The following is a 24,697-nucleotide window of genomic DNA, read 5'->3' as shown; positions in this document are numbered from 1 at the left end:
GGCGTACCAATCAGGAGACGCCCAGCTCCTTGGCCTTCGCCTTCAGGTCGTCCAGACCACCGCACATGAAGAACGCCTGCTCGGGGAAGTGGTCGTAGTCACCGTCGGCGATGCCGTTGAACGCGGCGATCGACTCGTCCAGCGAGACGTCCGACCCGTCCATGCCGGTGAACTGCTTCGCCGCGTGGGTGTTCTGCGACAGGAAGCGCTCGATCCGCCGCGCGCGGCTGACGGTGAGCTTGTCCTCCTCGCCCAGCTCGTCCATACCGAGAATGGCGATGATGTCCTGGAGGTCCTTGTACTTCTGGAGGATCCCCTTGACCCGCATGGCGGTGTCGTAGTGGTCCTGCGAGATGTAGCGCGGGTCCAGAATCCGGGACGTCGAGTCCAGCGGGTCCACCGCCGGGTAGATGCCCTTCTCGGAAATGGGCCGGGACAGCACCGTGGTGGCGTCCAGGTGGGCGAAGGTGGTGGCCGGCGCCGGGTCCGTCAGGTCGTCCGCGGGCACGTAGATCGCCTGCATCGAGGTGATGGAGTGACCACGGGTCGAGGTGATGCGCTCCTGGAGCACACCCATCTCGTCCGCCAGGTTCGGCTGGTAGCCCACGGCCGACGGCATCCGGCCCAGCAGGGTGGACACCTCGGAGCCGGCCTGGGTGAAGCGGAAGATGTTGTCGATGAAGAACAGCACGTCCTGCTTCTGCACATCGCGGAAGTACTCCGCCATGGTCAGACCGGCCAGCGCGACGCGCAGCCGGGTCCCCGGCGGCTCGTCCATCTGACCGAAGACCAGCGCGGTCTGCGGCAGCACGCCCGAGTCGGCCATTTCCTCGATGAGGTCGTTGCCCTCACGGGTACGCTCACCGACACCGGCGAACACGGAAACACCCTCGTGCAGCTTCGCCACACGCATGATCATTTCCTGGATCAGCACGGTCTTGCCGACACCGGCACCACCGAACAGACCGATCTTGCCGCCCTTGACGTACGGGGTCAGCAGGTCGACGACCTTCAGGCCCGTCTCGAACATCTCGGTCTTCGACTCGAGCTGGTCGAACGCCGGCGCCTTGCGGTGGATCTCCCACCGGTCGGTGACCTCGGCCTCGGCCTCGGGCTCGTTCAGGATGTGGCCCAGGGTGTTGAACACCCGGCCCTTGGTGACCTCACCGACGGGCACGGTGATGCCCTTGCCGGTGTCGGTCACCGGGGACTGGCGGACCAGACCGTCGGCCGGGCCGAGCGCGATGGTGCGCACCATGCCCTCGCCGAGGTGCTGGGCGACCTCGAGGGTGAGGGTGTTGGTGGTGCCCTTGATCGCGGGGTCCTCGACCTCGACGGTCAGCGCGTTGTAGATGTCGGGAATCGCGTCGACGGGGAACTCCACGTCGACGACCGGGCCGATGACCCGTGCGACCCGTCCCGTGGCGGTGCCCTGCTGGGGGGCCGCCTCAGCAGCAGTAGTCATGATTATCGGTCACTTCCCGCGGTCGCGTCGGCCAAGGCGCTCGCGCCACCGACGATCTCGGTGATTTCCTGGGTGATTTCGGCCTGACGGGCCGCGTTGGCAAGCCGCGACAGCGACTTGATGAGCTCCTCCGCGTTGTCGGTCGCCGACTTCATCGCCCGCCGGGTCGCCGCGTGCTTGGACGCGGCGGCCTGGAGGAGGGCGTTGTAGATACGGCTCTCGACGTACCGCGGGAGAAGGGCGTCAAGCACCTTCTCGGCCGTGGGCTCGAAGTCGTACAGGGCGTGCGCCTGCGCGCCCTTGGCGAAGACCGCCGCGGACTCCTCCGCAGACTTCTCGAAGGTCAGCGGAAGCATCCGCCGCTCGACGGGGGTCTGCGTCATCATCGACACGAACTCGGTGAAGACGATGTGCAGCTCGTCGACCCCACCCTTGTCGGAGTCCCGCTCGATGGCCTCGATGAGCGGCTCCGCGATCATCTTGGCGTCGGCGTACGTCGGGCTGTCGGTGAAGCCGGTCCAGGAGTCGGCGATGGCCCGCTCCCGGAATCCGTAGTACGCCACACCCTTGCGGCCGACGATGTACGTGTCGACCTCCTTGCCCTCACTCACCAGTTCGCTGGTCAGATGCTCCCCGGCCTTGATGGCGTTCGAGGAGTATCCGCCTGCCAGACCGCGGTCGCTGGTGATCAGCAGGACCGCGGCCCGTCGCGGGCGCTCCACCTCGGTCGTCAGCGGGTGCTTGACGTCCGAGCTGTGCGCCACGGCGGTGACCGCGTTGGTCAGCTCGTCTGCGTACGGCGCGGACGCCGCCACCTTGCGCTGCGCCTTGACGATGCGCGAGGCGGCGATCATCTCCATCGCCCGGGTGATCTTCTTGGTGGCGGTGACGGACTTGATCCGGCGCTTGAGGACACGAATCTGAGCGCCCATGATCAGCCCTCGCCCAGCAGCTTGCCGCCCGAGGTCTCGAACTGCTGCTTGAAGGAGGACACGGCGCCGGCGATCGCCTGGAGCGTGTCGTTGCTCATCTTGCCGCCCTCACGGATGGAGGTCAGCAGATCCTTCTTCTCGCGGCCGAGCCAGTCCAGCAGCTCACGCTCGAAGCGGCGGATGTCCTCCACCGGGATGTCGTCCATCAGACCGTTGGTACCGGCCCAGATGGAGACGACCTGGTGCTCGGTCGGGTACGGGTTGTACTGCTCCTGCTTGATCAGCTCGACCATGCGCTTACCGCGCTCCAGGGCGGCCTTGGAGGCAGCGTCCAGGTCGGAACCGAAGGCGGCGAACGCCTCCAGTTCGCGGTACTGCGCGAGGTCCACCCGGAGCGAACCGGTGACCTGGCGGATCGCCTTGTGCTGCGCGGAGCCACCGACACGGGAGACGGAGATACCGACGTTCAGCGCCGGCCGCTGGCCCGCGTTGAACAGGTCGGACTCCAGGAAGCACTGGCCGTCGGTGATGGAGATGACGTTGGTCGGGATGAACGCCGACACGTCGTTCGCCTTGGTCTCCACGATCGGCAGGCCGGTCATGGAGCCGGAGCCCATCTCGTCGGACAGCTTGGCGCAGCGCTCCAGCAGCCGGGAGTGCAGGTAGAAGACGTCACCGGGGTACGCCTCGCGCCCCGGCGGGCGGCGCAGCAGCAGCGAGACGGCGCGGTAGGCGTCGGCCTGCTTCGACAGGTCGTCGAAGATGATCAGGACGTGCTTGCCCTCGTACATCCACTGCTGGCCGATGGCCGAGCCGGTGTAGGGGGCGATGTACTTGAAGCCGGCCGGGTCGGACGCGGGAGCGGCGACGATCGTCGTGTACTCCAGCGCGCCGGCCTCCTCCAGGGCGCCGCGCACGGAGGCGATGGTGGAGCCCTTCTGGCCGATGGCGACGTAGATGCAGCGGACCTGCTTCTTCGGGTCGCCGGAGCGCCAGTTGTCGCGCTGGTTGATGATCGTGTCGATCGCCAGAGCGGTCTTGCCGGTCTGCCGGTCGCCGATGATCAGCTGACGCTGGCCGCGGCCGATCGGGGTCATGGTGTCGACGGCCTTGTAGCCGGTCTCCATGGGCTCGTGCACCGACTTGCGCTGCATGACGTCGGGCGCCCGCAGTTCCAGGGCACGGCGGCCCGAGGTCTCGATCTCGCCGAGGCCGTCGATGGCGTTGCCGAGCGGGTCGACGACCCGGCCCAGGTAGCCCTCGCCGACGGCGACGGAGAGCACCTCACCGGTGCGGCGCACCGGCTGGCCCTCCTCGATGCCACTGAACTCGCCGAGGACGACGGCGCCGATCTCCCGCTCCTCAAGGTTGAGGGCGAGGCCGAGGGTGCCGTCCTCGAACTCCAGCAGTTCGTTCGCCATGGCCGAGGGCAGGCCCTCGACCTTCGCGATGCCGTCACCGGCAACGCTGACCGTCCCGACCTCTTCCCGCGAGGCCGCGTCCGGGGTGTACGACTGGACGAAATCCTCCAGTGCGCTCCGGATCTCATCCGGCCGGATCGTGAGCTCCGCCATCTGGGTTCCCTGCTCTCCTTGTTGGGCCCGTAAGTTCGTGCGCTACGGCCCAACTCGGGCCGCTCGTCATGCTTCTTGAGTTGGTGGTGTGCCACGGGCGCCGGGCGCCCGCGGCGGAGTCAGCCGCCCAGCCGCCGGGTGACCTCGTCCAGACGGTCGGCGACGGTGCCCTGGATGGCCTCGTCCCCGATCCTGATCGAGATCCCGCCGAGGACCGCCGGGTCGACGTCGAGGTTCAGCTGGACCTCGCGCCCGTACAGCTTCGCCAGCGCCCGGCCGAGCCGGTCCCGCTGGGTGTCACTCAGCGGCACCGCCGAGGTGACGACCGCGACCGAACGGTTGCGGCGGGCGGCGGCGAGCGTGTAGAGCGCCTCCAGCCCCTGGTCCAGGCTACGTCCCCGCGGATGTTCCACGAGGCGGAGGATCAGCCGCTCGGTGACCTGGTCGGCCCGGCCGCCCAGCAGCCGGCGCACCAGCTCCTTCTTGGCCGTGAGGGACCGCTCGTCCTTCGTGGCGATCGCGGCGCGCAGCTCCGGGGAGCCGGACAGGATCCGGCTGAACCGGAAGAGCTCGTCCTCGACCGTGTCCAGGTGGCCCGCCCGGTCGGCCGCGATGAGGTCGGCGGAGTCCGCCAGCTCCTCGACCGCGTCCACCAGGTCCCGGGAGGCGGACCAGCGGGACCGCACCAGGCCGGACACCAGGTCGACGGTGGGGCCGCCGACCTGTCCGCTCAGCAGGCGGGTCACCAGGTCGGCCTTGCCCTCGCCCGGCTGGGCCGGGTCGGTGAGGACACGGCGCAGCGAGACCTCGCGGTTCAGCAGCGCGGTGACGGCGGCCAGGTCTTCGGCCAGGGCGGCGGGATCGGTGGCCGTACTGTCGGTCAGTACGTTCAGCCGCTCCCGGCCGCCCTCCAGGGCCTCCCGGCTGGCGCCGATCACCGCGCGGCTCCGGCGGCGTCACCGGAGGGAGCCGCGGCGGCCTTGCCCTCCAGCTCCTCCAGGAAGCGGTCGATGGTACGGCTCTGCCGGGCGTTGTCCTCCAGCGCCTCGCCGACCAGCCGGCCGGCCAGCTCGGTCGCGAGCCGTCCGACATCCTGGCGCAGCAGCTCGGAGGCCTGCTTGCGGTCCGCCGCGATCTGGGCGTGCCCCGCGGCGATGATCTCCTCGCGCTGGCGCTGACCCTCCTCGCGCATCTCGGCGATGAGCGCGGCGCCCTGCTCCTTGGCCTCCTGGCGCAGCCGGGCGGCGTCGTGACGCGCCTCGGCCAGCTGCTCCTTGTAGCTCTCCAGCGTCTGGCGGGCCTCGGCCTGGGTGGCCTCGGCCTTCTCCATGCCGCCTTCAATCGCCTCGCGACGCTCGTCCAGCACCTTGTTGATGGAGGGGAGGAGCTTCTTGTAGAAGGCGAAGAAGATGATGCCGAAGCAGAACAGTCCGATGAAGACCTCGGGCCACACCGGCAGCAAGGGGCTCTGGGGCCCCTCGGCAGCCATGTTGATCATGATTGTGGACCTCTCGTCGGTAAGGGCTTCGATGGGACGCTCAGCTGAGGGCGAACGCCAGCACGAAGCCCATCAGCGCCAGCGCCTCGATGACGGCGAAGCCCAGCAGCATGTTCTGCCGGATGAGGCCGGCGGCCTCGGGCTGGCGGGCGATCGCCTGGACACCGTTACCGAAGACGATACCGACGCCGACACCGGGGCCGATCGCCGCGATACCGAAGCCGATGGTGTTGATGTTGCCGTTGACGGCGGCGAGGGTGTCGAAAGCTGCGGACATGTCCGTTGGTTCCTTCTCTGTGGTGGGCCGGCGGAGGTGTGTCCACCGGTGTCATGCGGTCGGTCGTGAGGGTCTGTGTGCTCTCAGTGCGCTTCTTCGAGCGCCTGGGAGAGGTAGGTGGCGGTCAGCACGACGAACACGTAGGCCTGCAGGGCCTGGATGAACATCTCGAAGACCGTGAGGACCAGCGCCAGGGCGAACGACGTGATCGAGTAGAACGTGCCGACGACGGTGCCCAGCGTGTACCAGGTGCCGATGATGAACAGCAGCAGCAGCAGGTGGCCCGCGAACATGTTCGCGAAGAGCCGGACCGCCATCGTGAAGGGCCGCAGAAAGACGTTGGAGATGAACTCAATGGGCGTGAGGATCACGTAGATCCCCTTGGGCAGCCCACTGGGCACACACAGATTGCGCAGGCCGCCGACGAAACCGTTCGTCTTGAAGGTCACCGTCATGTAGGTGACCCACACCACGACGGCGAGGCCGGCGGGGAACGCGATGGCCGAGGTCACCGGGAACTGCGCGAGCGGCACGACCGCCCACAGGTTCATGACCCAGACGAAGAAGAACAGCGAGACCAGCAGCGGGACGTACGGCTCGCCCTTCTTGCCCATGATCTCGCGGGCGACGCCCTTGCGGACGAAGTCGTACCCCGCCTCCGCCACCATCTGCAGCTTGCCGGGCACGACCTTCGGCCGGGCGAAGGCCGCCCAGAAGAAGGAGAGGATCGCCACGGTGCCGAGCAGCGCGAGCAGCATGGCCTTGTTGAACTCGATCGGCCCGACGCTGAAGAGCGGATCGAAGATGAACGACCACACGGACGGAGCGGGGAAGCCGCATTCCTGGAAAAGGTGACAGTCGGTCTCGAAGGCGAGCACCTGGTCATTCATCACCGTGAGCTCCTTCGGCGTGACGCATGGATACGGCAACCTCGGTGTGTCGGCGTGACCGCAGGCCACAGGACGGCACTGGACTGGTGGGGACGGGAGAGAGACCGGTCCGGCGGGGTCCGCGCGGTCCGGCGGGATTCAGGGCGAAGTGCTCGGCTGTCCCGCACAGCCGGCACACCGCGATCCACTCAGCTCTCGGCGAGGGACGATAGCAGTCCACGATGACAGCCCGTATGCCGCCCCCGGTTTGACCGGACTGCCGTACGGCACCGGAGATCACATCGGACCGCCGGATGACGACGAGGAGGATTCCGGTACCACATAAAGGATCTTGAGATTCATGTGCGCGCGCACCTGGCCGGCCAGCCACACGGCCGTTCCGACCAGCACTCCCGCCGCGAAGGCCCGCCCGTGCAGGAAGGCCGCGTCCCGGAGCAGTATGAGCACCACGAACAGCACGCCCATCTGCGATGTGTATATCACCATGGCGGCGCCGAAGAACAACTCGGGCCAGCGGTGGTTGACATAGCCCAGGGCCAGCAGCCCCAGAGCGAAGAAGGCGGCGGCGATGAAGACCCCCAGGGCGACGCTGTACGCGCCTTCCGCCCCTGAGAGAAAGGCTCCTGTCGCGGTGGCCAGTACTCCGGCCACGGCAGTGGGAACCGCGGCGCCTCGGAGTATCCGGGCGTCGTTGGACTGCATGGAAATGTTCTCCGGCGGGGGCTTCAGGGACTGTCGTCATTGACGAGTGAGCGAACGTCCCGTCCCGGACACAGAGTGCTCGGGCCGAGTACTCGTGAACGCTATCACAAACTTTTTGATGAGGTCTTTACTCATTTCGTGTGTAGGGCCTCACACAAGTGGGTGAATCGGGCACTCTCCACTTGACCACGTCTGTGTGGGGTCAAAACCTGGTATCGATCTTGCGGCGCCGTGCGAAACGCTGCCGCTCACCCACCGCGGTGGCCCCGTTCAGACCGTGCTCGCGGGTCGCCGTGGCCACCGCGGAGCCCTCGGCGACCGGAGCCGCGCCCGGCTCGTCCGAACCCGCCGCTTCCGCGCCCGGCGTCTGCGGGCCCGCCACCGCGGCGCCGGCCTCGCCCTCGCCGCCCCGGGGAGCCGGTGAGACGGCACCCGCCGGCTCCGGACGCCGCCACCGCGCCGGCGGCTTGAGCGGGAACCGGGGCAGCAGCAGCACGATCAGCCCGAGCGCGCTCAGCCCCACCACACCCGGCACGATCCACGCGCCGACCCCCTGCACCGAGAACCCCACCACGCCGAAGGCGATCAGGCCCGACCAGAAGTACATGACCAGCACCGCACGGCGGTGCGAGTGGCCGATCTCCAGCAGCCGGTGGTGCAGATGCCCCCGGTCGGCGGCGAACGGCGAATGCCCGTTCCAGGTGCGGCGCACGATCGCCAGCACCAGGTCCGCGAACGGCACCGCGATGATCGTCAGCGGCAGCAGCAGCGGAATGTAGACCGGCACCATCTCGTGGACCGCGCCGCGCACCGAGCCGGTGAACAGCTTCATCGCGTCCGGGTCCACCTGGCCGGTGATGGAGACCGCGCCGGCCGCCAGGATCAGCCCCAGCAGCATCGACCCGGAGTCACCCATGAAGATCCGCGCCGGATGGAGATTGTGCGGCAGGAAGCCCAGACACATGCCCATCAGCACCGCCGCGAACAGCGTGGCGGGCGCCGCCGCCTCGATCGCGTAGCCGTACCAGACCCGGTACGCGTACAGGAAGAACGCCGCCGCCGCGATGCACACCATGCCCGCCGCGAGACCGTCCAGGCCGTCCACGAAGTTCACCGCGTTGATGGTCACCACCACCAGCGCCACGGTCAGCAGCGTGCCCTGCAACGGGGTCAGCGCCACCACCCCGACGCCCGGCACCGGCAGCCACAGGATCGTCAGCCCCTGGAGGACCATCACCCCGGCCGCGACCATCTGCACGCCCAGCTTGACCAGGGCATCCACGCCCCACTTGTCGTCCAGCACCCCCAGCAGCCAGATCAGCGCCGCCGCGGACAGCAGCGCCCGCGGCTCGTCCGACAGCCGGAACACCTCGGAGGTGTTCGACAGCTGGGAGGCGACCAGCAGCCCCGCGCACAGCCCGCCGAACATCGCGATGCCGCCCAGCCGCGGTGTCGGCTCCCGGTGCACGTCACGCGCGCGCACCTCGGGCATCGCACCCGCCGCGATGGCGAACTTCCGTACCGGTCCGGTCAGCAGATACGTGACCGCAGCCGCGACACAGAGCGTCAGGAGATATTCACGCACAGGCTGCCCCAGAAGTCTCGCCGGTCCTCAGCGCCATACCTTCTCATGCCCGCTGACCTCCTCCGGCGCTCAGGGCCCGTCCTACGGGGCCGGGACCCCGGTCAGCGCGGTGACCACCGGATCCAGCGCGGCCCTGATCTCCTCGCCGATGCTACGGAAGTACGGGATCGGGGCGCCATAAGGATCCTGCACCTCGTCCGCCTCCGCCGTCGGCGCCAGCAGCCAGCCGCGCAGCGCCGCCGCCGCGCTGGACAGCGCCCGCGCACGGTGCACCAGCGCCTCCGGCGACCCGCCGGCGGGCAGCGTGCTGACGTCGATCGCCCGCACCAGCCGGGTGAACTCCTTGAGCGTGAACGTACGCAGGCCCGCCGAGTGCCCCATGGCGATCACCTGCTGCCGGTGATCACGCGTGGCGGTCAGCACCAGATCGGCGTGGATGACGTGTTCGTCCAGCAGCTCACGGCCGAAGAACCCCGCGGCGTCCGCCCCGTACTCGGACAGCACCTGAGCGGCGTGCTCCTCCATCGGGGCACCCTCGTGCCCCCACGTGCCCGCGCTCTCCACCACCAGGGAGTCGCCGAACCCGCCCAGGCGCTGGTCGAGCGCCTGCCGGGTGAGGCGTTCGGTGATCGGTGAGCGGCACACATTCCCCGTACTGACATGCAGTATCCGGAAGACCGGGCGGACCCCGCCGGCCGGCTCGGTCGGCTCCGGCTGCCGTATGCCACTGTCCGCAAGCGCGGTCAATGGGAGATCTCCAGGTCGGGCACGACTTTGCGCAGTTCCTCCTCGCTCACCGCACCGGCGCGCAGCAGCCGGGGAACCGGCCGGGTGACATCGATGATCGACGAGGGCACGATGTCGGGCGTCGGGCCGCCGTCCAGGTAGACCGCGACCGAGTCGCCCAGCATCTCCTGGGCGGCGTCGCAGTTCTGGGGCGCCGGGTGGCCGGTGAGATTGGCGGAGGAGACCGCCATCGGGCCGAAGTCCTTGAGCAGTTCGAGGGCGACCGGGTGCAGCGGCATCCGCACCGCCACCGTCCCGCGGGTCTCCCCCAGGTCCCAGGTGAGGGACGGCTGGTGGCGGGCCACGATGGTCAGCGCGCCCGGCCAGAAGGCGTCCACCAGCTCCCACGCCTGCTCGGAGAAGTCGGTGACCAGGCCGTGCAGCGTGTTCGGGGAGCCGACCAGCACCGGGGAGGGCACCCCGCGGCCACGGCCCTTGGCCTCCAGCAGATCGCCCACCGCGGTGGTGCTGAACGCGTCCGCGCCGATCCCGTACACCGTGTCCGTCGGCAGGACGACGAGATCGCCGCGCCGCACGGCGGAAGCCGCCTCGCGCAGCCCGTGCTTGCGGTCGACCACGTCCGTGCAGTCGTATCGCCGTGCCATCAGTGAACGTCCTCCTTGGTCATCGATTGACCCTGCGGGCGGTGGCGAACCGCGGCCTGTTGTTGAGATCGGGGTGGTCGGCGGCGTCCGCCCAGCCGCGGTCCTCGGTGAAGATCCACGGCACCTGACCGCCCTGGGTGTCGGCGTGCTCGATGACCACGATGCCGCCCGGCCGCAGCAGCCGGTGCGCGGTGCGCTCCAGGCCCCTGATGGTGTCCAGGCCGTCCTCGCCGGAGAACAGCGCCAGCTGCGGGTCGTGGTCGCGCGCCTCGGGCGCCACGTGCTCCCACTCGGTGAGCGGGATGTAGGGCGGGTTGGAGATCACCAGATCGACCTGGCCGCCGAGCTGCGGCAGGGCGCTCAGGGCGTCCCCCTGGTGCAGGACGACCCGGGACCCCTCGGCGTTGCGCCGCGCGTATCCCAGGGCCCGTTCGTCCAGCTCCACGCCGTGCACCCGGGAGCGCGGCACCTCCTGGGCCAGCGCCAGCGCGATCGCTCCGGAACCGGTGCACAGATCGACGATCAGCGGCTCGGCGACATCCATGGCCCGTACCGCGTCTATCGCCCAGCCCACCACCGACTCGGTCTCCGGGCGCGGCACGAACACCCCGGGCCCCACCTGGAGTTCCAGGTACCGGAAGAACGCCCGCCCGGTGATGTGCTGGAGCGGCTCGCGCGCCTCGCGGCGGGCGATCGCCTCCCAGTAGCGGGCGTCGAACTCGGCGTCCGCGACCAGGTGCAGCCGGGAACGCTCGGTGCCGTGCACGTACGCCGCCAGTTCCTCGGCGTCGAAGCGTGGTGAGGGCACCCCGGCGTCGGCCAGCCGCTGGGTGGCACGGGCCACCTCGGCGAGCAGCAGGGAACGGGGGTAGGAGGAAGGCCCGGTGGCGGATGACCCGGATGATGACGTCACGTTCCCCACCCTACGATCACTGCGCCGCCGCGAGCTTGGCGGCGGAGTCGGCATCGACGCAGGCCTGGATGACGGCGTCGAGCTCGCCGTCCAGGACCTGGTCGAGGTTGTACGCCTTGAAGCCCACGCGGTGGTCGGAGATGCGGTTCTCGGGGAAGTTGTAGGTGCGGACCCGCTCGGAACGGTCCACGGTGCGCACCTGGCTGCGCCGGGCGTCCGAGGCCTCCTTGTCGGCCTCCTCCTGGGCGGCGGCCAGCAGCCGGGCGCGCAGGATGCGCAGCGCCTGGTCCTTGTTCTGCAGCTGGCTCTTCTCGTTCTGGCAGGAGACGACGATGCCGGTGGGCAGGTGCGTGATGCGCACGGCGGAGTCCGTGGTGTTGACGGACTGGCCGCCGGGCCCCGAGGAGCGGTAGACGTCGATGCGCAGCTCGTTGGGGTTGATCTCCACGTCGACGTCCTCGGCCTCGGGCAGCACCAGCACGCCGGCCGCCGAGGTGTGGATGCGGCCCTGGGACTCGGTGGCGGGCACCCGCTGCACGCGGTGCACCCCGCCCTCGTACTTCAGGCGGGCCCACACGCCGGTGCCGGGCTCGGCGTTGCCCTTGGTCTTGACGGCGACCGAGACGTCCTTGTAGCCGCCGAGGTCGGACTCGTTGGCGTCGATCAGCTCGGTCTTCCAGCCCACGCGCTCGGCGTAGCGCAGATACATGCGCAGCAGATCGCCGGCGAACAGGGCCGACTCGTCGCCGCCCTCACCCGCCTTGATCTCCAGGATGACGTCCTTGTCGTCGCTGGGGTCGCGGGGCACCAGCAGCAGCCGCAGCCGTTCGGTGACGGCCTCGCGGGCGGCGGTCAGTTCCTTGACCTCGGCGGCGAACTCCGGATCCTCCTGGGCGAGTTCCCGGGCGGTCTCGATGTCCTCGCCGTACTGCTTCCAGGAGTGGTACGCCGCGATGATCGGAGTCAGCTCGGCGTACCGCTTGCTCAGCTTGCGCGCGGTGGCCTGATCGGCGTGCACCGCGGGGTCGGCGAGCCGCCGTTCGAGGTCGGCGTGCTCGCCGATCAGTTCCTCGACCGCCTCGAACATCGTGTACTCCTGGGAGAAGGATGGGACCGGGGGACAGCGGGTGGAGCGGAGACATGAAAGGCGCCGGTCCGGCCGCCTCCGCGAGGGGGTGTGACCGGGCCCGGCGCCAGGGGTGGGGCTACTTCTTCGCGGCCCCGGCGTTCTTGCCGAAGCGCGCCTCGAAGCGGGCCACGCGGCCACCGGTGTCGAGGATCTTCTGCTTGCCGGTGTAGAACGGGTGGCACTCGGAGCAGACGTCGGCACGGATGTTGCCCTCGGTCATGGTGCTGCGGGTGGTGAAAGACGCCCCACAGGTACAGCTGACCTGGGTCTCGACGTACTCCGGGTGAATGTCGCGCTTCATGGTCTCTCCTTGCGTTCTGGAGGGCGCCGGGTCGGCACGCCCGATGCGTGCCGTGAACCGGAGCCAGCGGCTCAGTCTGCCAGCACTGTCCGCTCCGTCCAAAACGAGGGTGCCGGGACCGTTATTCCCCGCCCCCCGGCGCCCCCGGGGTGACCTGGGTGGCGGGCGGCTCCTGCTCGGCCGCGGAGCCCTCGCGGGCGGCCTGCGGCACCGGCTCGTCCCGCCGGAGCGCCTCCCACAGCTGCTCGCCCTGCGGCGACAGGGGCACCACCCGGTTGGGGTCGTGCTCGTCGTGGGCGACCGGCAGCGTGATCATGTCCAGTTGGTCGGGCCCGATGTTCTTGAGGGTACGGGCCAGGCCGGTCAGCTCGGAGACGGAGGCCAGGGCGGAGTCGGTGGTGAGGGAGGAGGTGGCGGCGTCGGCCAGGTCGTACAGCTTCTTCGGGTTGCCGAACAGGCCGATGCTGCCCACCTGTTCGGCCAGGGCGCGGACGAAGGTGTGCTGGAGCCGGATGCGTCCCAGGTCGCTGCCGTCGCCGATGGCGTGCCGGGTGCGGACCAGGGCCAGGGCCTGCGCCCCGTCCAGGGTGTGGGTGCCGGCGGCGAGGTCGAGGCGGCTGTCGGGGTCGTGCAGATCCTCGCGGGTGGTGATCTCGACGCCACCCAGGGTGTCGATGATCTTCTCGAAGCCCTTGAAGTCGATCTCGATGTAGTGGTCCATCCTGATGCCGGTCAGCGACTCGGTGGTCTTGACGGCGCAGGCGGGCCCGCCGATCTCGTACGCCTCGTTGTACATGGTGCGCGGGGCCTCGGGGACGGTGGTGCCGTCGGCCCGGTCGCAGGCGGGCCGGGTGACCAGGGTGTCGCGGGGGATGGACACCAGGGTGGCGGCGTCGTGCTCCTCGTTGATGTGCACGATCATCGCGGTGTCGGCGCGGGCGCCGTCCTCGGAGCCGTAGACGCCGTTCCCGCCCGCCCGGGAGTCCGAGCCCAGGACGAGGATGTCCAGGGAGCCGTGCGGGGCGTCCTCGGGCCGGTCCCCGCCCAGTGCGGAGTCGATGTCGAGGCCGGCGATGTTGCCGTCGAACTTCACGTACAGGGCGACCCCCGCCGCGGTGGTCACGGTGAGCGCCGCGGCGGTGGTGAGGGCCGCGACGCGCAGCCTGCGGCGCCTGCGGCGCGTGTGTGCGGTCAGGGCCGACGCGCCGGGCGGCAGAGCGTCATCCGCGGAGTCATCCGCCATTGCCCCAGTTTCACCCGATACGGCGAGGGCCGCATCACCACAATGGGTGATGCGGCCCTTACGCGGGGGATCCGGATCCGGGTCAGTCCTGACCGTTGGGGGTCGGGGTCGTCTTCTGGATCTGGAGCAGGAACTCGGCGTTGGACTTGGTCTGCTTCATCTTGTCCAGCAGCAGTTCCACGCCGGCCTGGGAGTCCAGGGCGTGCAGCACCCGGCGCAGCTTCCACACGATGGCCAGCTCGTCGCTGCCCATCAGCAGGTCCTCCTTGCGGGTGCCGGACGCGTCCACGTCCACCGCCGGGAAGATCCGCTTGTCGGAGAGCTTGCGGTCGAGCTTGAGCTCCATGTTGCCGGTGCCCTTGAACTCCTCGAAGATCACCTCGTCCATCCGCGAGCCGGTCTCGACCAGCGCGGTGGCCAGGATGGTCAGCGAGCCGCCGTCCTCGATGTTGCGGGCCGCGCCGAAGAACTTCTTCGGCGGGTACAGCGCCGCGGAGTCGACACCACCGGACAGGATGCGGCCGGAGGCGGGCGCCGCCTGGTTGTAGGCGCGGCCCAGACGGGTGATGTTGTCGAGCAGCACCACCACGTCGTGCCCCAGCTCCACCAGCCGCTTGGCGCGCTCGATGGCGAGCTCGGCGAGGGTGGTGTGGTCCTCGGCGGGGCGGTCGAAGGTCGAGGAGATGACCTCGCCCTTGACGGCCCGCTGCATGTCGGTGACCTCTTCGGGGCGCTCGTCGACGAGCACGACCATCAGATGGCACTCGGGGTTGTTGCGGGTGATGGCGTTCGCCACCGCCTGCATGATCGTGGTCTTGCCGGTGCGCGGCGGGGCCACGATCAGACCACGCTGGCCCTTGCCGATGGGCGAGACCAGGTCGATGATCCGGGTGATCAGCTGGCCCGGCTCGGTCTCCAGACGCAGCCTGTCCTGCGGGTAGAGCGGGGTCAGCTTGTTGAACTCGGAGCGGGCGCGGCCGTGTTCGGCGGCCATGCCGTTGACCGAGTCCAGCCGCACCAGCGCGTTGAACTTCTCGCGCCGCTCACCGTCGCGGGGCTGGCGGACCGCGCCGGTGACGTGGTCGCCCTTGCGCAGGCCGTTCTTGCGGACCTGGGCGAGGGAGACGTACACGTCGTTGGGCCCGGGCAGGTAGCCGGAGGTCCGCACGAAGGCGTAGTTGTCGAGGATGTCGAGGATGCCCGCGACGGGGATCAGCACATCGTCGTCGGCGACCTGCGGCTCGTTGAAGCCGGACTCCTCGCGCCCGCCGCGCCGGCCGCGCCGGTCGCGGTAGCGGCCGCGGCGCCCGCGCCGCCCGCCGTCGAAGTCGTCGTCGCCGCCACCGCGGTTGTCTCGGTCGCGGTCACGGTTGCCGTCGCCGCGCCCGCCGTCGCCACGGCCACCGCCGTCACGGTCACGGTCGCGATCCCGGTTGCCCCGGCCGCCGCTCTGGCCCTGACCCTGGCTCTGGCCCTGGTTCTGCCCCTGCTGGCCCTGGCCGCCGCTGTTCTTGCCGCGGCGCTCGCGCTCCCGCTTGGCGGGGCGCTCACCGCCGGAGCTGTCGTCCTTGCCCGCGGTGTCGGCGTCCTTGGCGGGAGCGGTACGGCCGCTCTTGCCGCCGCCGTTGCCGCTGTCCGCGGTGGCGGCGGAGCCCTCGGCCTGGCCGGGGATGTCGATCTGCTGCTGCCGCTGCGCCTCGGCGGCCTCACCCGTACGCGCCCGCGAGGTGGTGCGGCGCTTGGGCTTGTCCGTGCCGTTGGCGTCGGACGCGGTGTCGGCCTGCTTGGCCTCCGCCGCGGGGGCGGAGGCGGGGGCGCCGCCGCCCGAGGAGGCGGCCTGCTTCTCCTTGATGACCTCGATCAGCTGGCTCTTGCGCATCCGCGCGGTGCCCCTGATCCCGAGGCCCGAGGCAACCTGCTGCAACTCGGCCAGCACCATGCCGTCGAGGCCGGTGCCGGAACGCCGGCGCCGGGGCGCGGCGGAGGCGGCGGGAGCGTCCGTGGCGGAGGCTGTGGCATCACCGGCGGTCTTGCCGGCGCTGTCGGCACTCACACCCATCAGATCGGTGGTGTCGCTCACGAAGGGTCCTTCCCTGGAGCGGGCGTCGGCCTGTCTGGCTCGGCGACCGGTTGTGCTGTCCGGCTGCGGTCCCCTTGGCGCGGGCCGGCCGGGCGGTGGTTCCGCCGATGCGACATGGCGGAAGGAATCAATGCAACGTGCGATGCGGGGGAATCACGGAGAAGCACGGGGAATCGCCGCGAAACGACGCCGCACCCATTCCGGAGCGGACTCGACATGCCCGGCAGGCTGCTCAGGCAGATGAGTGAAGGCTCCCGGAAGAATCGGATGGTCCCGTGGACGGGACCCCGGAATACCGTGCCCCTGGAGAAATCCATCGGGACGGTACGTGCAGACTTGAGATTAACACTACCGGATACTGCCTTCATTCCCCCACTCCTGGTACGGAAATCCCGTGCCCGGCGTCCGTCACCGCTCGGGCCCGGCGGATCCGGCGAGCGGCAGCACACTGGCCCCCGACAGATCCAGGGCCAGCCGGTTCGCCGTCCAGCCCGCACCGGCCAGCCGCGCCGTCTTGTCCGCCGCCTCGTCCCCCACCAGGGCGAGTACGGTCGGCCCGGCGCCCGAGATCACCGCGGCGACGCCGTCGGCGCGCAATCGCTGCACCAGTTCCATGCTCTCGCTCATGGCGGGCGCGCGGTACTCCTGGTGCAGCCGGTCCTCGGTGGCGGGCAGCAGCAGCTCGGGGCGCCGGGTCAGCGCCTCGACCAGCAGCGCGGCGCGCCCCGCGTTGAGCGCGGCGTCCGCGTGCGGCACCGTGCGCGGCAGCAGACCGCGCGCGGTGGCCGTCAGCAGCGGCTTCGACGGAACGAACACCACCGGCACCAGGTCCTTCGCCGGCTCCATGCGGATCGCCCGCACCGCGCCGGTGTCGCCCCAGGCCAGCGTGAAACCGCCCAGCAGGCAGGCGGCGACGTTGTCCGGGTGGCCCTCGATCTCGGTGGCCAGTTCCAGCAGCGCGGCGTCGTCCAGCCGGCTCTCACCGCCGGAGGTCACCGCCCGCGCCGCCATCAGACCGGCGCAGATCGCGGCCGAGGACGAGCCGAGGCCCCGGCCGTGCGGGATGCGGTTGGCGCACACCACCTCCAGGCCGCGCGGCTGGCCACCGAGCGCCTCGAACGCGGTGCGCAGCGAGCGGACCAGCAGATGCCGCTCGTCGCGGGGCAGCGTGTCGGCGCCCTCCCCGGCGATGTCGATGTGCAGCCCGGACTCCGCCACCCGGACGACCACGTCGTCGTACAGCCCCAGGGCCAGTCCGAGGGCGTCGAATCCGGGGCCGAGATTGGCGCTGGTCGCCGGGACCCTGACCCGGACGGCGGCGGCGCGGAAGGCGGGATGGGCCATCGCTCGATGACTCTCCTTGGTGAGATGTGCGGCATGCCCCGGAGGCCGACCTGTCTCGCGATCGCGCTGCACGGGGTTGAATACCAGCCTATCGAAGGAAGGTTCAGACGCGATACAGGGAGGCGGAAGTGTCGCCCCCGGGATGTACGGTGCGTGACGGCCACGGGCCGGAAGCCGGGCGGAACCCGGCCCCGGCCCGCGCGGAATCAGGCCAGCCCGAGCCGTTCGGCGGCGGCGTCCGCGTCCACCGGCACCGTGACCGGCTGCGGCGCGCCGGCCACCGCCCAGTCCGGGTCCTTCAGGCCGTTGCCGGTGACCGTGCACACGATGCGCTGCCCCGGATCGACCTTGCCCTGCTCGGCGGCCTTGAGCAGACCGGCGACCGAGGCGGCCGAGGCCGGCTCGACGAACACGCCCTCACCGGCGGCCAACAGCCGGTAGGCGGACAGGATCTGACGGTCGGTGACCTCGTCGATGAACCCGCCGGACTCGTCCCTGGCCCGCTCGGCGAACGCCCAGGAGGCCGGGTTGCCGATGCGGATCGCGGTGGCGATGGTGGTCGGGTTCCGTACCGGCGCGCCGCGCACGATCGGCGCCGAGCCGGAGGCCTGGAAGCCCCACATCCGGGGGGTGCGGGAGGCCGGCCCGTCGGCCGCGTACTCCTGATAACCCTTCCAGTACGCGGTGATGTTGCCGGCGTTGCCGACCGGCAGGACGTGGATGTCGGGGGCGTCGCCCAGCATGTCGACGATCTCGAAGGCAGCGGTCTTCTGCCCCTCGATGCGCACCGGGTTCACCGAATTGACCAGCGCCACCGGGTACTTCTCGGACAGCCCGCGGGCCAGCTCCAGACAGTCGTCGAAGTTGCCGTCGACCTGGAGGATCTTCGCCCCGTGGACGAGGGCCTGGCCCATCTTGCCCAGCGCGATCTTGCCCTGCGGGACCAGCACCGCGCTCACCATGCCCGCCCGGACCGCGTAGGCGGCCGCAGAGGCGGAGGTGTTGCCCGTGGAGGCACAGATGACGGCCTGCGCGCCGTCCTCCTTGGCCTTGGAGATGGCCATGGTCATCCCGCGGTCCTTGAACGAACCGGTCGGGTTGGCACCCTCGACCTTCAGATGCACCTCGCAGCCCGTGCGCTCGGACAGCACCTGCGCGGGTACGAGCGGCGTGCCGCCCTCGCGCAGCGTCACCACGGGCGTCGCCGCGGTGACCGGCAGCCGGTCGCGGTACTCCTCGATGACCCCACGCCACTGACGGCTGGTGCTGGTCGCGTCCAAGATGCTCACGGTCGTGTCCTGTTCACTTGCGGAAAAGAGGCGGCTACTCGCCCTCGACGCGCATGATGCTCGCCACATCATGCACGGTGTCCAGCTCGCGCAGGGCCGCGACGGTGGCGGTCAGCGCGGCGTCCGGGGCCCGGTGGGTGACGACGACCAGCGAGGCCTCGCCGTCCTTGCCGGACTGCCGGACGGTGTCGATGGAGACGCCGTGGTCGGCGAAGACCAGGGCGCACTGGGCCAGTACACCCGGTTTGTCCGCCACGTCCAGGCTGATGTGGTAGCGGGTGACAACATCGCCCATCGGGCTCACCGGCAGCTGGGTGTACGCGGACTCGCCCGGCCCGCGCCCGCCGCCCAGCTTGTTGCGGCACACCGCGACCAGGTCGCCGAGCACGGCGGACGCGGTGGGGGCGCCACCCGCGCCGGGGCCGTAGAACATCAGCTGCCCGGCCGCGTCGGCCTCGACGAACACGGCGTTGTAGGCGCCCTTGACGGAGGCCAGCGGGTGGCTGAGCGGGATCATCGCCGGATGCACCCGGGCGGTCACCGAACGGCCGTCCCCGGCGCGCTCGCAGATGGCCAGCAGCTTGACGGTGCAGCCCATCCGGCGGGCGGAGGCGATGTCCGCGGCGGTGACCTCGGTGATGCCCTGCCGGTGCACGTCGTCCAGCCGCACCCGGGTGTGGAAGGCGATCCCGGCGAGGATGGCGGCCTTGGCTGCGGCGTCGAAGCCCTCCACGTCGGCGGTCGGGTCGGCCTCGGCGTACCCGAGGGCGGTGGCCTCGTCCAGGGCCTCGCCGTAGCCGGCACCCGAGGACTCCATCCGGTCCAGGATGAAGTTGGTCGTGCCGTTGACGATGCCGAGCACGCGGTTGACGGTGTCCCCGGCCAGCGACTCGCGCAGCGGGCGCAGCAGCGGGATGGCCCCGGCGACGGCGGCCTCGTAGTAGAGGTCGGCGCCGTGCTCGGCGGCTATGGCGTGCAGGGCCGGGCCGTCCTGGGCGAGCAGCGCCTTGTTGGCGGTGACGACCGAGGCGCCGTTCTTGAACGCGGCCTCGATGAGCCCGCGGGCGGGCTCGATGCCGCCGATCATCTCCACGACCACGTCGACGTCGTCCCGGGTGACCAGGCCCTCGGCGTCCGTGGTGACCAGCGCCGGGTCGATGCCGGCCCGGACCCGGTCGGGGCGGCGCACGGCCACCCCGGCGAGTTCGAGCGGGGCGCCGATCCGGGCGGCGAGATCCTCGGCGTGCGTCGTCATCAGGCGAGCCACCTGGGAGCCGACCACGCCGCAGCCCAGCAGTGCCACCTTCAGCGGACGCGTACGCACCATTCGACCTCGCCTTTCCATGTGTCTTCCGGTCCTCAGTCTTATGCAGGCGGGGGCCGGCCCCCGCCTGCGTTCAGTATGCGGACTCGGCGGTGGACTCAGCCAACGTCGAGCCGCAGCAGATCTTCCTCGGTCTCCCGCCGGACGATCACCCGGTCCTCACCGTCGGTGACGGCGACGACGGGCGGGCGGGGCACGTGGTTGTAGTTGCTCGCCATGGAGCGGCAGTACGCGCCGGTGGCGGCGACGGCGATCAGATCGCCCGGCGCCAGGTCGGCGGGGAGGTACGCGTCGCGCACCACGATGTCGCCACTCTCACAGTGCTTGCCGACGACGCGGCTCAGCATGGGCAGCGCGTCCGAGTTCCGGGAGACCAGCGCCACCGAGTACTCGGCGTCGTACAGGGCGGTGCGGATGTTGTCGGACATCCCGCCGTCGACGCTGACGTACGTCCGCAGCCCCTCCAGCGGCTTGACGGTGCCGACCTCGTAGAGGGTGAACGCGGAGGGCCCGATGATCGCGCGCCCGGGCTCGACGGACAGCCGGGGGGCGTCCAGGCCGGCCGCCGCGCACTCGCGCTCGACGATGTCGCGCAGCGTCCTGGCGATGTCGAAGGGCTCCAGCGGGTCGTCGGTGGAGGTGTACGCGATGCCGAGGCCGCCGCCGAGGTCGATCTCGGGCAGGTTCACCCCGAACTCGTCGCGGACGGTGGCCAGCAGCTGCACGACGCGGCGCGCGGAGACCTCGAACCCGGCGAGGTCGAAGATCTGCGAGCCGATGTGGGAGTGCACGCCCAGCAGTTCCAGGCTCTGGGGCTCGGCCAGAACGCGGCGCACGCCGTCCAGGGCGGCGCCGCCGGCCAGCGCGAGGCCGAACTTCTGGTCCTCGTGGGCGGTGGCGATGAACTCGTGGGTGTGCGCCTCGACGCCGACGGTCACACGCACGAGCACCGGCTGCCGTACGCCGTGCTCGCCGGCGATGCGCGCGACGCGGTCGATCTCGTCGCAGGAGTCGACGACGATGCGCCCCACGCGGGACTCGACGGCCCGGCGGATCTCGTGCTCGGACTTGTTGTTGCCGTGGAAGGCGATGGACGCCGCGGGCATCCCGGCCGCCAGGGCCGTGGCCAGTTCGCCGCCCGAGCAGACGTCGAGGTTGAGCCCCTCCTCGCGCAGCCAGCGCACCACGGCCCGGGACAGGAACGCCTTGCCGGCGTAGAACACGTCGGCGCCGTCGCCGAACGCCTGCCGCCAGGCACGGCAACGCGCCCGGAAATCGCCCTCGTCCAGGATGTACGCGGGCGTTCCGTGGGTGTCGGCGAGCCGGTCGACGCCGACGCCGGCGACGGTGACCACGCCGTCCTCGCCGCGCCGCACGGAGTGGGCCCAGACCTTGGGGTCCAGGGCGTTGAGATCGGTGGGCGGGGCGCTGTAGTGGCCCTCGGGCAGCACATCGGCGTGGCGGGGCCCGGCGGGGTGGGCGGAACGGCTCATGGAAGACCTCTGGTGGTGCGAGAGCTAAAGATGACGGGGGGCACTGACACCCAGCCGGGACAGACCGCCGGCGAGCACCGTCGCGGTGGCCTGGGCGAGGGCCAGCCGCGCGCGGTGGGCGGTCCCGGGTTTCTCGTCCCCGACGGGCAGGGTGGCCCGTACGGACTCCGCCTCCAGCCAGGCGCCGGCTATGGCGACCAGCCGCTGCGGGCTGTTCCCGGCGGCGGCCCACTCCCCGAGGGCGTCGAGCAGGGTGCGCTCGGCGGGGTGCGCGGCGGGGGCGGGCTCGGCGCTCAGCCCGAACCGTGCGGAGTGCCGCAGCAGGTGGTGGCACCTGGCGTGCGCGTACCGGACCCGGAACAGCGGGTTCTCCACCCGCTGCACGAGCAGCGCGGCCCGGTCGCCGCCGGTGGCCTCGCTCCAGCGCGCGATGTCGCGCCCGGTGTCCTCGGGTACGGAATCGGGTGCCGGATCGGCGGTCAGCGCGCGCAGCAGGGCGGTGTCACCGTCCCCGTGCAGCTGGACGGTGAGAAACCCGTCGCGTACCGACGCGCCGGTGATCCCGTCCTGCGCCAGCAGGGCGTCCCGCAGCAGCGCGGCGACCTCGGCGGCGGGCCGCCCGGTGGGGCGGGCGAGCTGGTGGGCGACGGCGGTGGACCATCCCGGCTCCCCGTGCGGGGCGCGCCGGACCACCACCCGCGCGGGGACGGCGGCACCCGGCAGCTGACCGCTCTCGACGGCCCGGCGCACACAGCGCAGCACGACGCGGGACAGCTGGTCGGGAGTCACCTGGTCAGGGTACGAGAGGAGGCGGGCGCCCGGTGCCCCCGCCCCTCGTCGCGCAGCCGCCGTACCTCGCGGACCAGCGCGGTCGGCTCGAAGGGCTTGCCCAGCACGGCGTCCACCTCGGCGGGCGGTTCCTGATCCGTGCTGGCGCTGACGAGCACCAGCGGGATGTGCCCGGTGCGCGGGTCGGTCCGCAGCCGGGAGACGGTGCGCAGCCCGTCCAGACGGGGCATGGCCACATCGAGGGTGATGACGTGCGGCCGGAATCGGTGCACGGTCTCCAGGCACTCGGCGCCGTCGGACGCGGTCATGACCTCGAAGCCGTCGAGTTCGAGGTTGACCCTGATGAGCTGCCGGATGACCTGGCTGTCGTCGACGACGAGGACCCGGCCGGTAGCGCCTGGCACCCCGCCAGGGTAAGCGCGTACCCCGGTCCCCGTCCGGCCCTTTCGCAAACTCCCACCCCGTGGGGCCCGGTACGGAGGTCCGCCGGGGAGCTGGTAATGTTCTCGATGTCGCCAAGGCGACGCCAAGCCCCCGTAGCTCAGCGGATAGAGCATCGGCCTCCGGAGCCGTGTGCGCAGGTTCGAGTCCTGCCGGGGGCACAGCGTGTGAAAGGTCAGCACCGAGAGTGCTGGCCTTTTCTCGTGCTCGCCCCCCACCGCCGCGTGCGGGGAGCGGCGCCCCGCGCGAGCGGGTGAGGGCCCCGGCGCGGTGCCGCGGCCGGCGCCCCCGGTTCATTTCTTCTCGTTCGCCAGCGCTTTGTAGTACTCGTACATGGCGGTCTGCGGCTTGATCGCCGTATCCCAGACGAGCTTGAGCCTTTCGTGCATCTCGATGGCTCCCGCTCCTCCCTCGCCGACCGCGGCCGAGATCCGCCGGGTGCTTCCGTAACGGATGTCTCCGACGGCGTGGATTCCGGGTGCCCCGGTATAGGTCAGTCCCGTTTCACCGGTCCGCACATATCCGTCCTCCAGGGTGACCTCCGGGACGCCCTTCAGCCAGCCGAGATCGGGATCGGCGCCGATCAGGACGTAGAGGGAGGACAGGCTGCACGGTTCGAGCAAGTCCTCGGGGGGTTTCGGGTCGGCGTCCCCGAATCTCACCCCGTCGAATTTCCCCTCGTACTCCACGCATTCATAGACGGCCTTTCCCTCGCGGACGTCGATGATCCCGAGGTCCGCGTATTTCTTGACGTTGTCCAGGTTCGCCCGGACCATGTCCTTCGCGAGATAACTGCGCACGAACATGATGACCTGGTGGTAGGCGTCCCCGAGCTTCTCCTTCTGCTGGGCGAACAGGGTCGCCGCGACGGCGGCGGTGTCCCCTCCGCCGACGATTCCCACGGGGCCGTCCGCCGCCGCGGCCTGCTCGACATCGGCGTACAGGGCTCCGTAGTAGACCCCGCGGCCCAGGAACTGCTCCTCGCCGGGGCAGTTGAGCAGCCTGGGCTTGCGGCCGGTGGCGATGAGCACCATTCCGGCGTGGAGTTCTTCGGTGGTCCGCCCGTCGCGGGAGGCGATGGTCACCTTGTACTCGGCGTACAGGGAGGCGGGGTCGTCCGGCTCACGGTGGTCCGCGTCGGCGTGGGCCAGCTCGGTGACCTCGTAGCCGGGGAGCCACTGGATGCCCCAGTCGTTGATCTGCCGCATCCAGGTGTGCGCGAGCTCGGCTCCGAGCGGCCCATGGCCGCTCTTGTCGTCCGGGGGAACGCCGAGGTAGTTGTCGATGGGATTGAGAACGGTGCCGGCGGTGCCGCCGGGGGCGTTGTTCTCGACGATGAGCGTCTCCCAGTTGTACAGCGTCCTGGCGTTCAGCGCCGCGGACATGCCCGCCGGGCCGCCTCCCACCACAATGAGGTCGTAGTACTTCTGGTTCTCCTTGCGCGTGGACAGCCCCAGCTTCGCGATGAGTTCGGCGATCACTCCCTCGCCCTTGACCGTGGCGACGACGTCACCGTCCTGGAGAAGGTCGACGACGACCTTCTCCTGCCCCTGCGGTTCCCGGAGTTCGTAGGCGATGTCGTTGAGCTGAAGAAATCTCTCGACCCGGAGCACTTCTTTGGTGTGGTGATCTCCGTGGACTCGCGCGGTCCAGTTCGGCATGGGTTCTCCGTTCGGAAGCGATGACGGTGCGCCGGCACGGAGGCGGCCATGTCGGGGAATCACGCATTTCCGCGCCTGCCAGGAAGTATGAAGCGGTGTGCGCACACTTCCGGTCCGACACGCAGTTTTCCCACGGCCCGGTGAAATATCGTAGTGCAGAACGGAATTGACGCCTGCGCCGTACGGTGCCCGCCGAAACGTTCCACCCCGGGCCGTGTCCCGGCCGGGCACGCGGTCCGGCGGCCGGCGGTCTCGCGGCACCGGGGGCCGTCGTCCCGGGCCCGGGTCGGCGGACGGCGGGCCCGGGGGGGCGGTCGGCGCCGTCCCGGAGCGCCGTTATTTGTTCCTCTGATCCACTTCGCAAGGCGACCCTCGC

General features: G+C 70.5%; 23 protein-coding genes and 1 tRNA gene. 1 reads left to right on the top strand and 23 read right to left on the bottom strand.

Annotated elements, in window-relative coordinates:
* Positions 1-10 precede the first annotated feature (10 nt).
* The 22 genes from atpD to ACTFAP_RS21440 form a co-directional block, all read right to left on the bottom strand.
* Positions 11-1,465: a F0F1 ATP synthase subunit beta gene (gene atpD / locus ACTFAP_RS21545; RefSeq protein ID WP_390121386.1), complete on the bottom strand. Its 1,455-nt coding sequence runs from the start codon at positions 1,463-1,465 to the stop codon at positions 11-13.
* A 2-nt stretch (positions 1,466-1,467) separates the two neighbouring features.
* Entirely contained in the window at positions 1,468-2,397 is a 930-nt protein-coding gene (locus ACTFAP_RS21540; protein ID WP_495681970.1) for a F0F1 ATP synthase subunit gamma, read from the bottom strand.
* Between the two features lie 2 nt (positions 2,398-2,399).
* A complete protein-coding gene (atpA, locus tag ACTFAP_RS21535; RefSeq protein WP_390121388.1) occupies positions 2,400-3,971 on the bottom strand; it encodes a F0F1 ATP synthase subunit alpha in 1,572 nt (523 codons plus the stop codon).
* Positions 3,972-4,090: 119 nt separating this feature from the next.
* Positions 4,091-4,909: a F0F1 ATP synthase subunit delta gene (locus ACTFAP_RS21530; RefSeq protein ID WP_495681969.1), complete on the bottom strand. Its 819-nt coding sequence runs from the start codon at positions 4,907-4,909 to the stop codon at positions 4,091-4,093.
* Positions 4,906-5,469: a F0F1 ATP synthase subunit B gene (locus ACTFAP_RS21525; protein WP_030733583.1), complete on the bottom strand. Its 564-nt coding sequence runs from the start codon at positions 5,467-5,469 to the stop codon at positions 4,906-4,908. The genes ACTFAP_RS21530 and ACTFAP_RS21525 overlap by 4 nt, the downstream gene beginning before the upstream one ends.
* A gap of 40 nt (positions 5,470-5,509) precedes the next feature.
* Positions 5,510-5,746, bottom strand: coding sequence for an ATP synthase F0 subunit C (gene atpE, locus ACTFAP_RS21520; protein ID WP_019435880.1), 237 nt, complete (start codon positions 5,744-5,746; stop codon positions 5,510-5,512).
* An 83-nt stretch (positions 5,747-5,829) separates the two neighbouring features.
* Complete coding sequence (atpB, locus tag ACTFAP_RS21515) at positions 5,830-6,636, bottom strand: F0F1 ATP synthase subunit A (RefSeq protein ID WP_390121390.1); 807 nt, start codon at positions 6,634-6,636, stop codon at positions 5,830-5,832.
* A gap of 276 nt (positions 6,637-6,912) precedes the next feature.
* Entirely contained in the window at positions 6,913-7,338 is a 426-nt protein-coding gene (locus tag ACTFAP_RS21510) for a Cg1360 family ATP-synthase-associated protein (RefSeq protein WP_030733580.1), read from the bottom strand.
* A 202-nt stretch (positions 7,339-7,540) separates the two neighbouring features.
* Entirely contained in the window at positions 7,541-8,935 is a 1,395-nt protein-coding gene (locus ACTFAP_RS21505) for an MraY family glycosyltransferase (protein WP_500469533.1), read from the bottom strand.
* 69 nt (positions 8,936-9,004) lie between these two features.
* A complete protein-coding gene (locus tag ACTFAP_RS21500; protein WP_390121392.1) occupies positions 9,005-9,670 on the bottom strand; it encodes an arsenate reductase/protein-tyrosine-phosphatase family protein in 666 nt (221 codons plus the stop codon).
* Complete coding sequence (locus ACTFAP_RS21495) at positions 9,667-10,314, bottom strand: L-threonylcarbamoyladenylate synthase (protein WP_030733576.1); 648 nt, start codon at positions 10,312-10,314, stop codon at positions 9,667-9,669. The genes ACTFAP_RS21500 and ACTFAP_RS21495 overlap by 4 nt, the downstream gene beginning before the upstream one ends.
* Before the next feature lie 19 nt (positions 10,315-10,333).
* Entirely contained in the window at positions 10,334-11,227 is an 894-nt protein-coding gene (gene prmC / locus ACTFAP_RS21490) for a peptide chain release factor N(5)-glutamine methyltransferase (RefSeq protein WP_495681968.1), read from the bottom strand.
* A gap of 16 nt (positions 11,228-11,243) precedes the next feature.
* Entirely contained in the window at positions 11,244-12,314 is a 1,071-nt protein-coding gene (prfA, locus tag ACTFAP_RS21485) for a peptide chain release factor 1 (protein ID WP_453856523.1), read from the bottom strand.
* A 118-nt stretch (positions 12,315-12,432) separates the two neighbouring features.
* A complete protein-coding gene (gene rpmE / locus ACTFAP_RS21480; protein WP_030733572.1) occupies positions 12,433-12,657 on the bottom strand; it encodes a 50S ribosomal protein L31 in 225 nt (74 codons plus the stop codon).
* 121 nt (positions 12,658-12,778) lie between these two features.
* Positions 12,779-13,900: an LCP family glycopolymer transferase gene (locus tag ACTFAP_RS21475; RefSeq protein ID WP_495681967.1), complete on the bottom strand. Its 1,122-nt coding sequence runs from the start codon at positions 13,898-13,900 to the stop codon at positions 12,779-12,781.
* A gap of 82 nt (positions 13,901-13,982) precedes the next feature.
* The gene (rho, locus tag ACTFAP_RS21470; protein ID WP_500467159.1) at positions 13,983-15,980 is read right to left on the bottom strand and encodes a transcription termination factor Rho; all 1,998 of its coding nucleotides are present in this window, start codon (positions 15,978-15,980) and stop codon (positions 13,983-13,985) included.
* A 408-nt stretch (positions 15,981-16,388) separates the two neighbouring features.
* On the bottom strand, positions 16,389-17,324 hold the full coding sequence (gene thrB / locus ACTFAP_RS21465) for a homoserine kinase (RefSeq protein WP_390121397.1): 936 nt from the start codon (positions 17,322-17,324) through the stop codon (positions 16,389-16,391).
* A gap of 206 nt (positions 17,325-17,530) precedes the next feature.
* A complete protein-coding gene (gene thrC, locus ACTFAP_RS21460) occupies positions 17,531-18,604 on the bottom strand; it encodes a threonine synthase (RefSeq protein ID WP_500469532.1) in 1,074 nt (357 codons plus the stop codon).
* A gap of 43 nt (positions 18,605-18,647) precedes the next feature.
* Complete coding sequence (locus ACTFAP_RS21455) at positions 18,648-19,940, bottom strand: homoserine dehydrogenase (RefSeq protein ID WP_500467158.1); 1,293 nt, start codon at positions 19,938-19,940, stop codon at positions 18,648-18,650.
* A 95-nt stretch (positions 19,941-20,035) separates the two neighbouring features.
* A complete protein-coding gene (gene lysA / locus ACTFAP_RS21450; RefSeq protein ID WP_500467156.1) occupies positions 20,036-21,430 on the bottom strand; it encodes a diaminopimelate decarboxylase in 1,395 nt (464 codons plus the stop codon).
* Between the two features lie 24 nt (positions 21,431-21,454).
* The gene (locus tag ACTFAP_RS21445; protein WP_500467155.1) at positions 21,455-22,219 is read right to left on the bottom strand and encodes a DALR anticodon-binding domain-containing protein; all 765 of its coding nucleotides are present in this window, start codon (positions 22,217-22,219) and stop codon (positions 21,455-21,457) included.
* Positions 22,216-22,623 carry a response regulator gene (locus tag ACTFAP_RS21440; protein WP_390121401.1) on the bottom strand — a complete coding sequence of 136 codons (408 nt, stop codon included), beginning with the start codon at positions 22,621-22,623 and terminating at the stop codon, positions 22,216-22,218. The genes ACTFAP_RS21445 and ACTFAP_RS21440 overlap by 4 nt, the downstream gene beginning before the upstream one ends.
* 126 nt (positions 22,624-22,749) lie before the next feature.
* On the opposite strand from ACTFAP_RS21440, the gene ACTFAP_RS21435 reads away from it, so the two are divergent.
* A tRNA-Arg gene (locus tag ACTFAP_RS21435) sits at positions 22,750-22,821 on the top strand.
* Positions 22,822-22,953: 132 nt separating this feature from the next.
* On the opposite strand, the gene ACTFAP_RS21430 is transcribed toward ACTFAP_RS21435, so the two are convergent.
* Positions 22,954-24,321 (bottom strand): FAD-dependent oxidoreductase, encoded by a 1,368-nt coding sequence (locus ACTFAP_RS21430; RefSeq protein WP_495681962.1) that lies wholly within the window; start codon positions 24,319-24,321, stop codon positions 22,954-22,956.
* Positions 24,322-24,697: the final 376 nt, after the last annotated feature.

The sequence above is a fragment of the Streptomyces sp. PH9007 genome (genome assembly GCF_059813725.1).
Note: the sequence above shows the minus strand (reverse complement) of the source record. Positions and strands in the feature narration are given on the sequence as shown.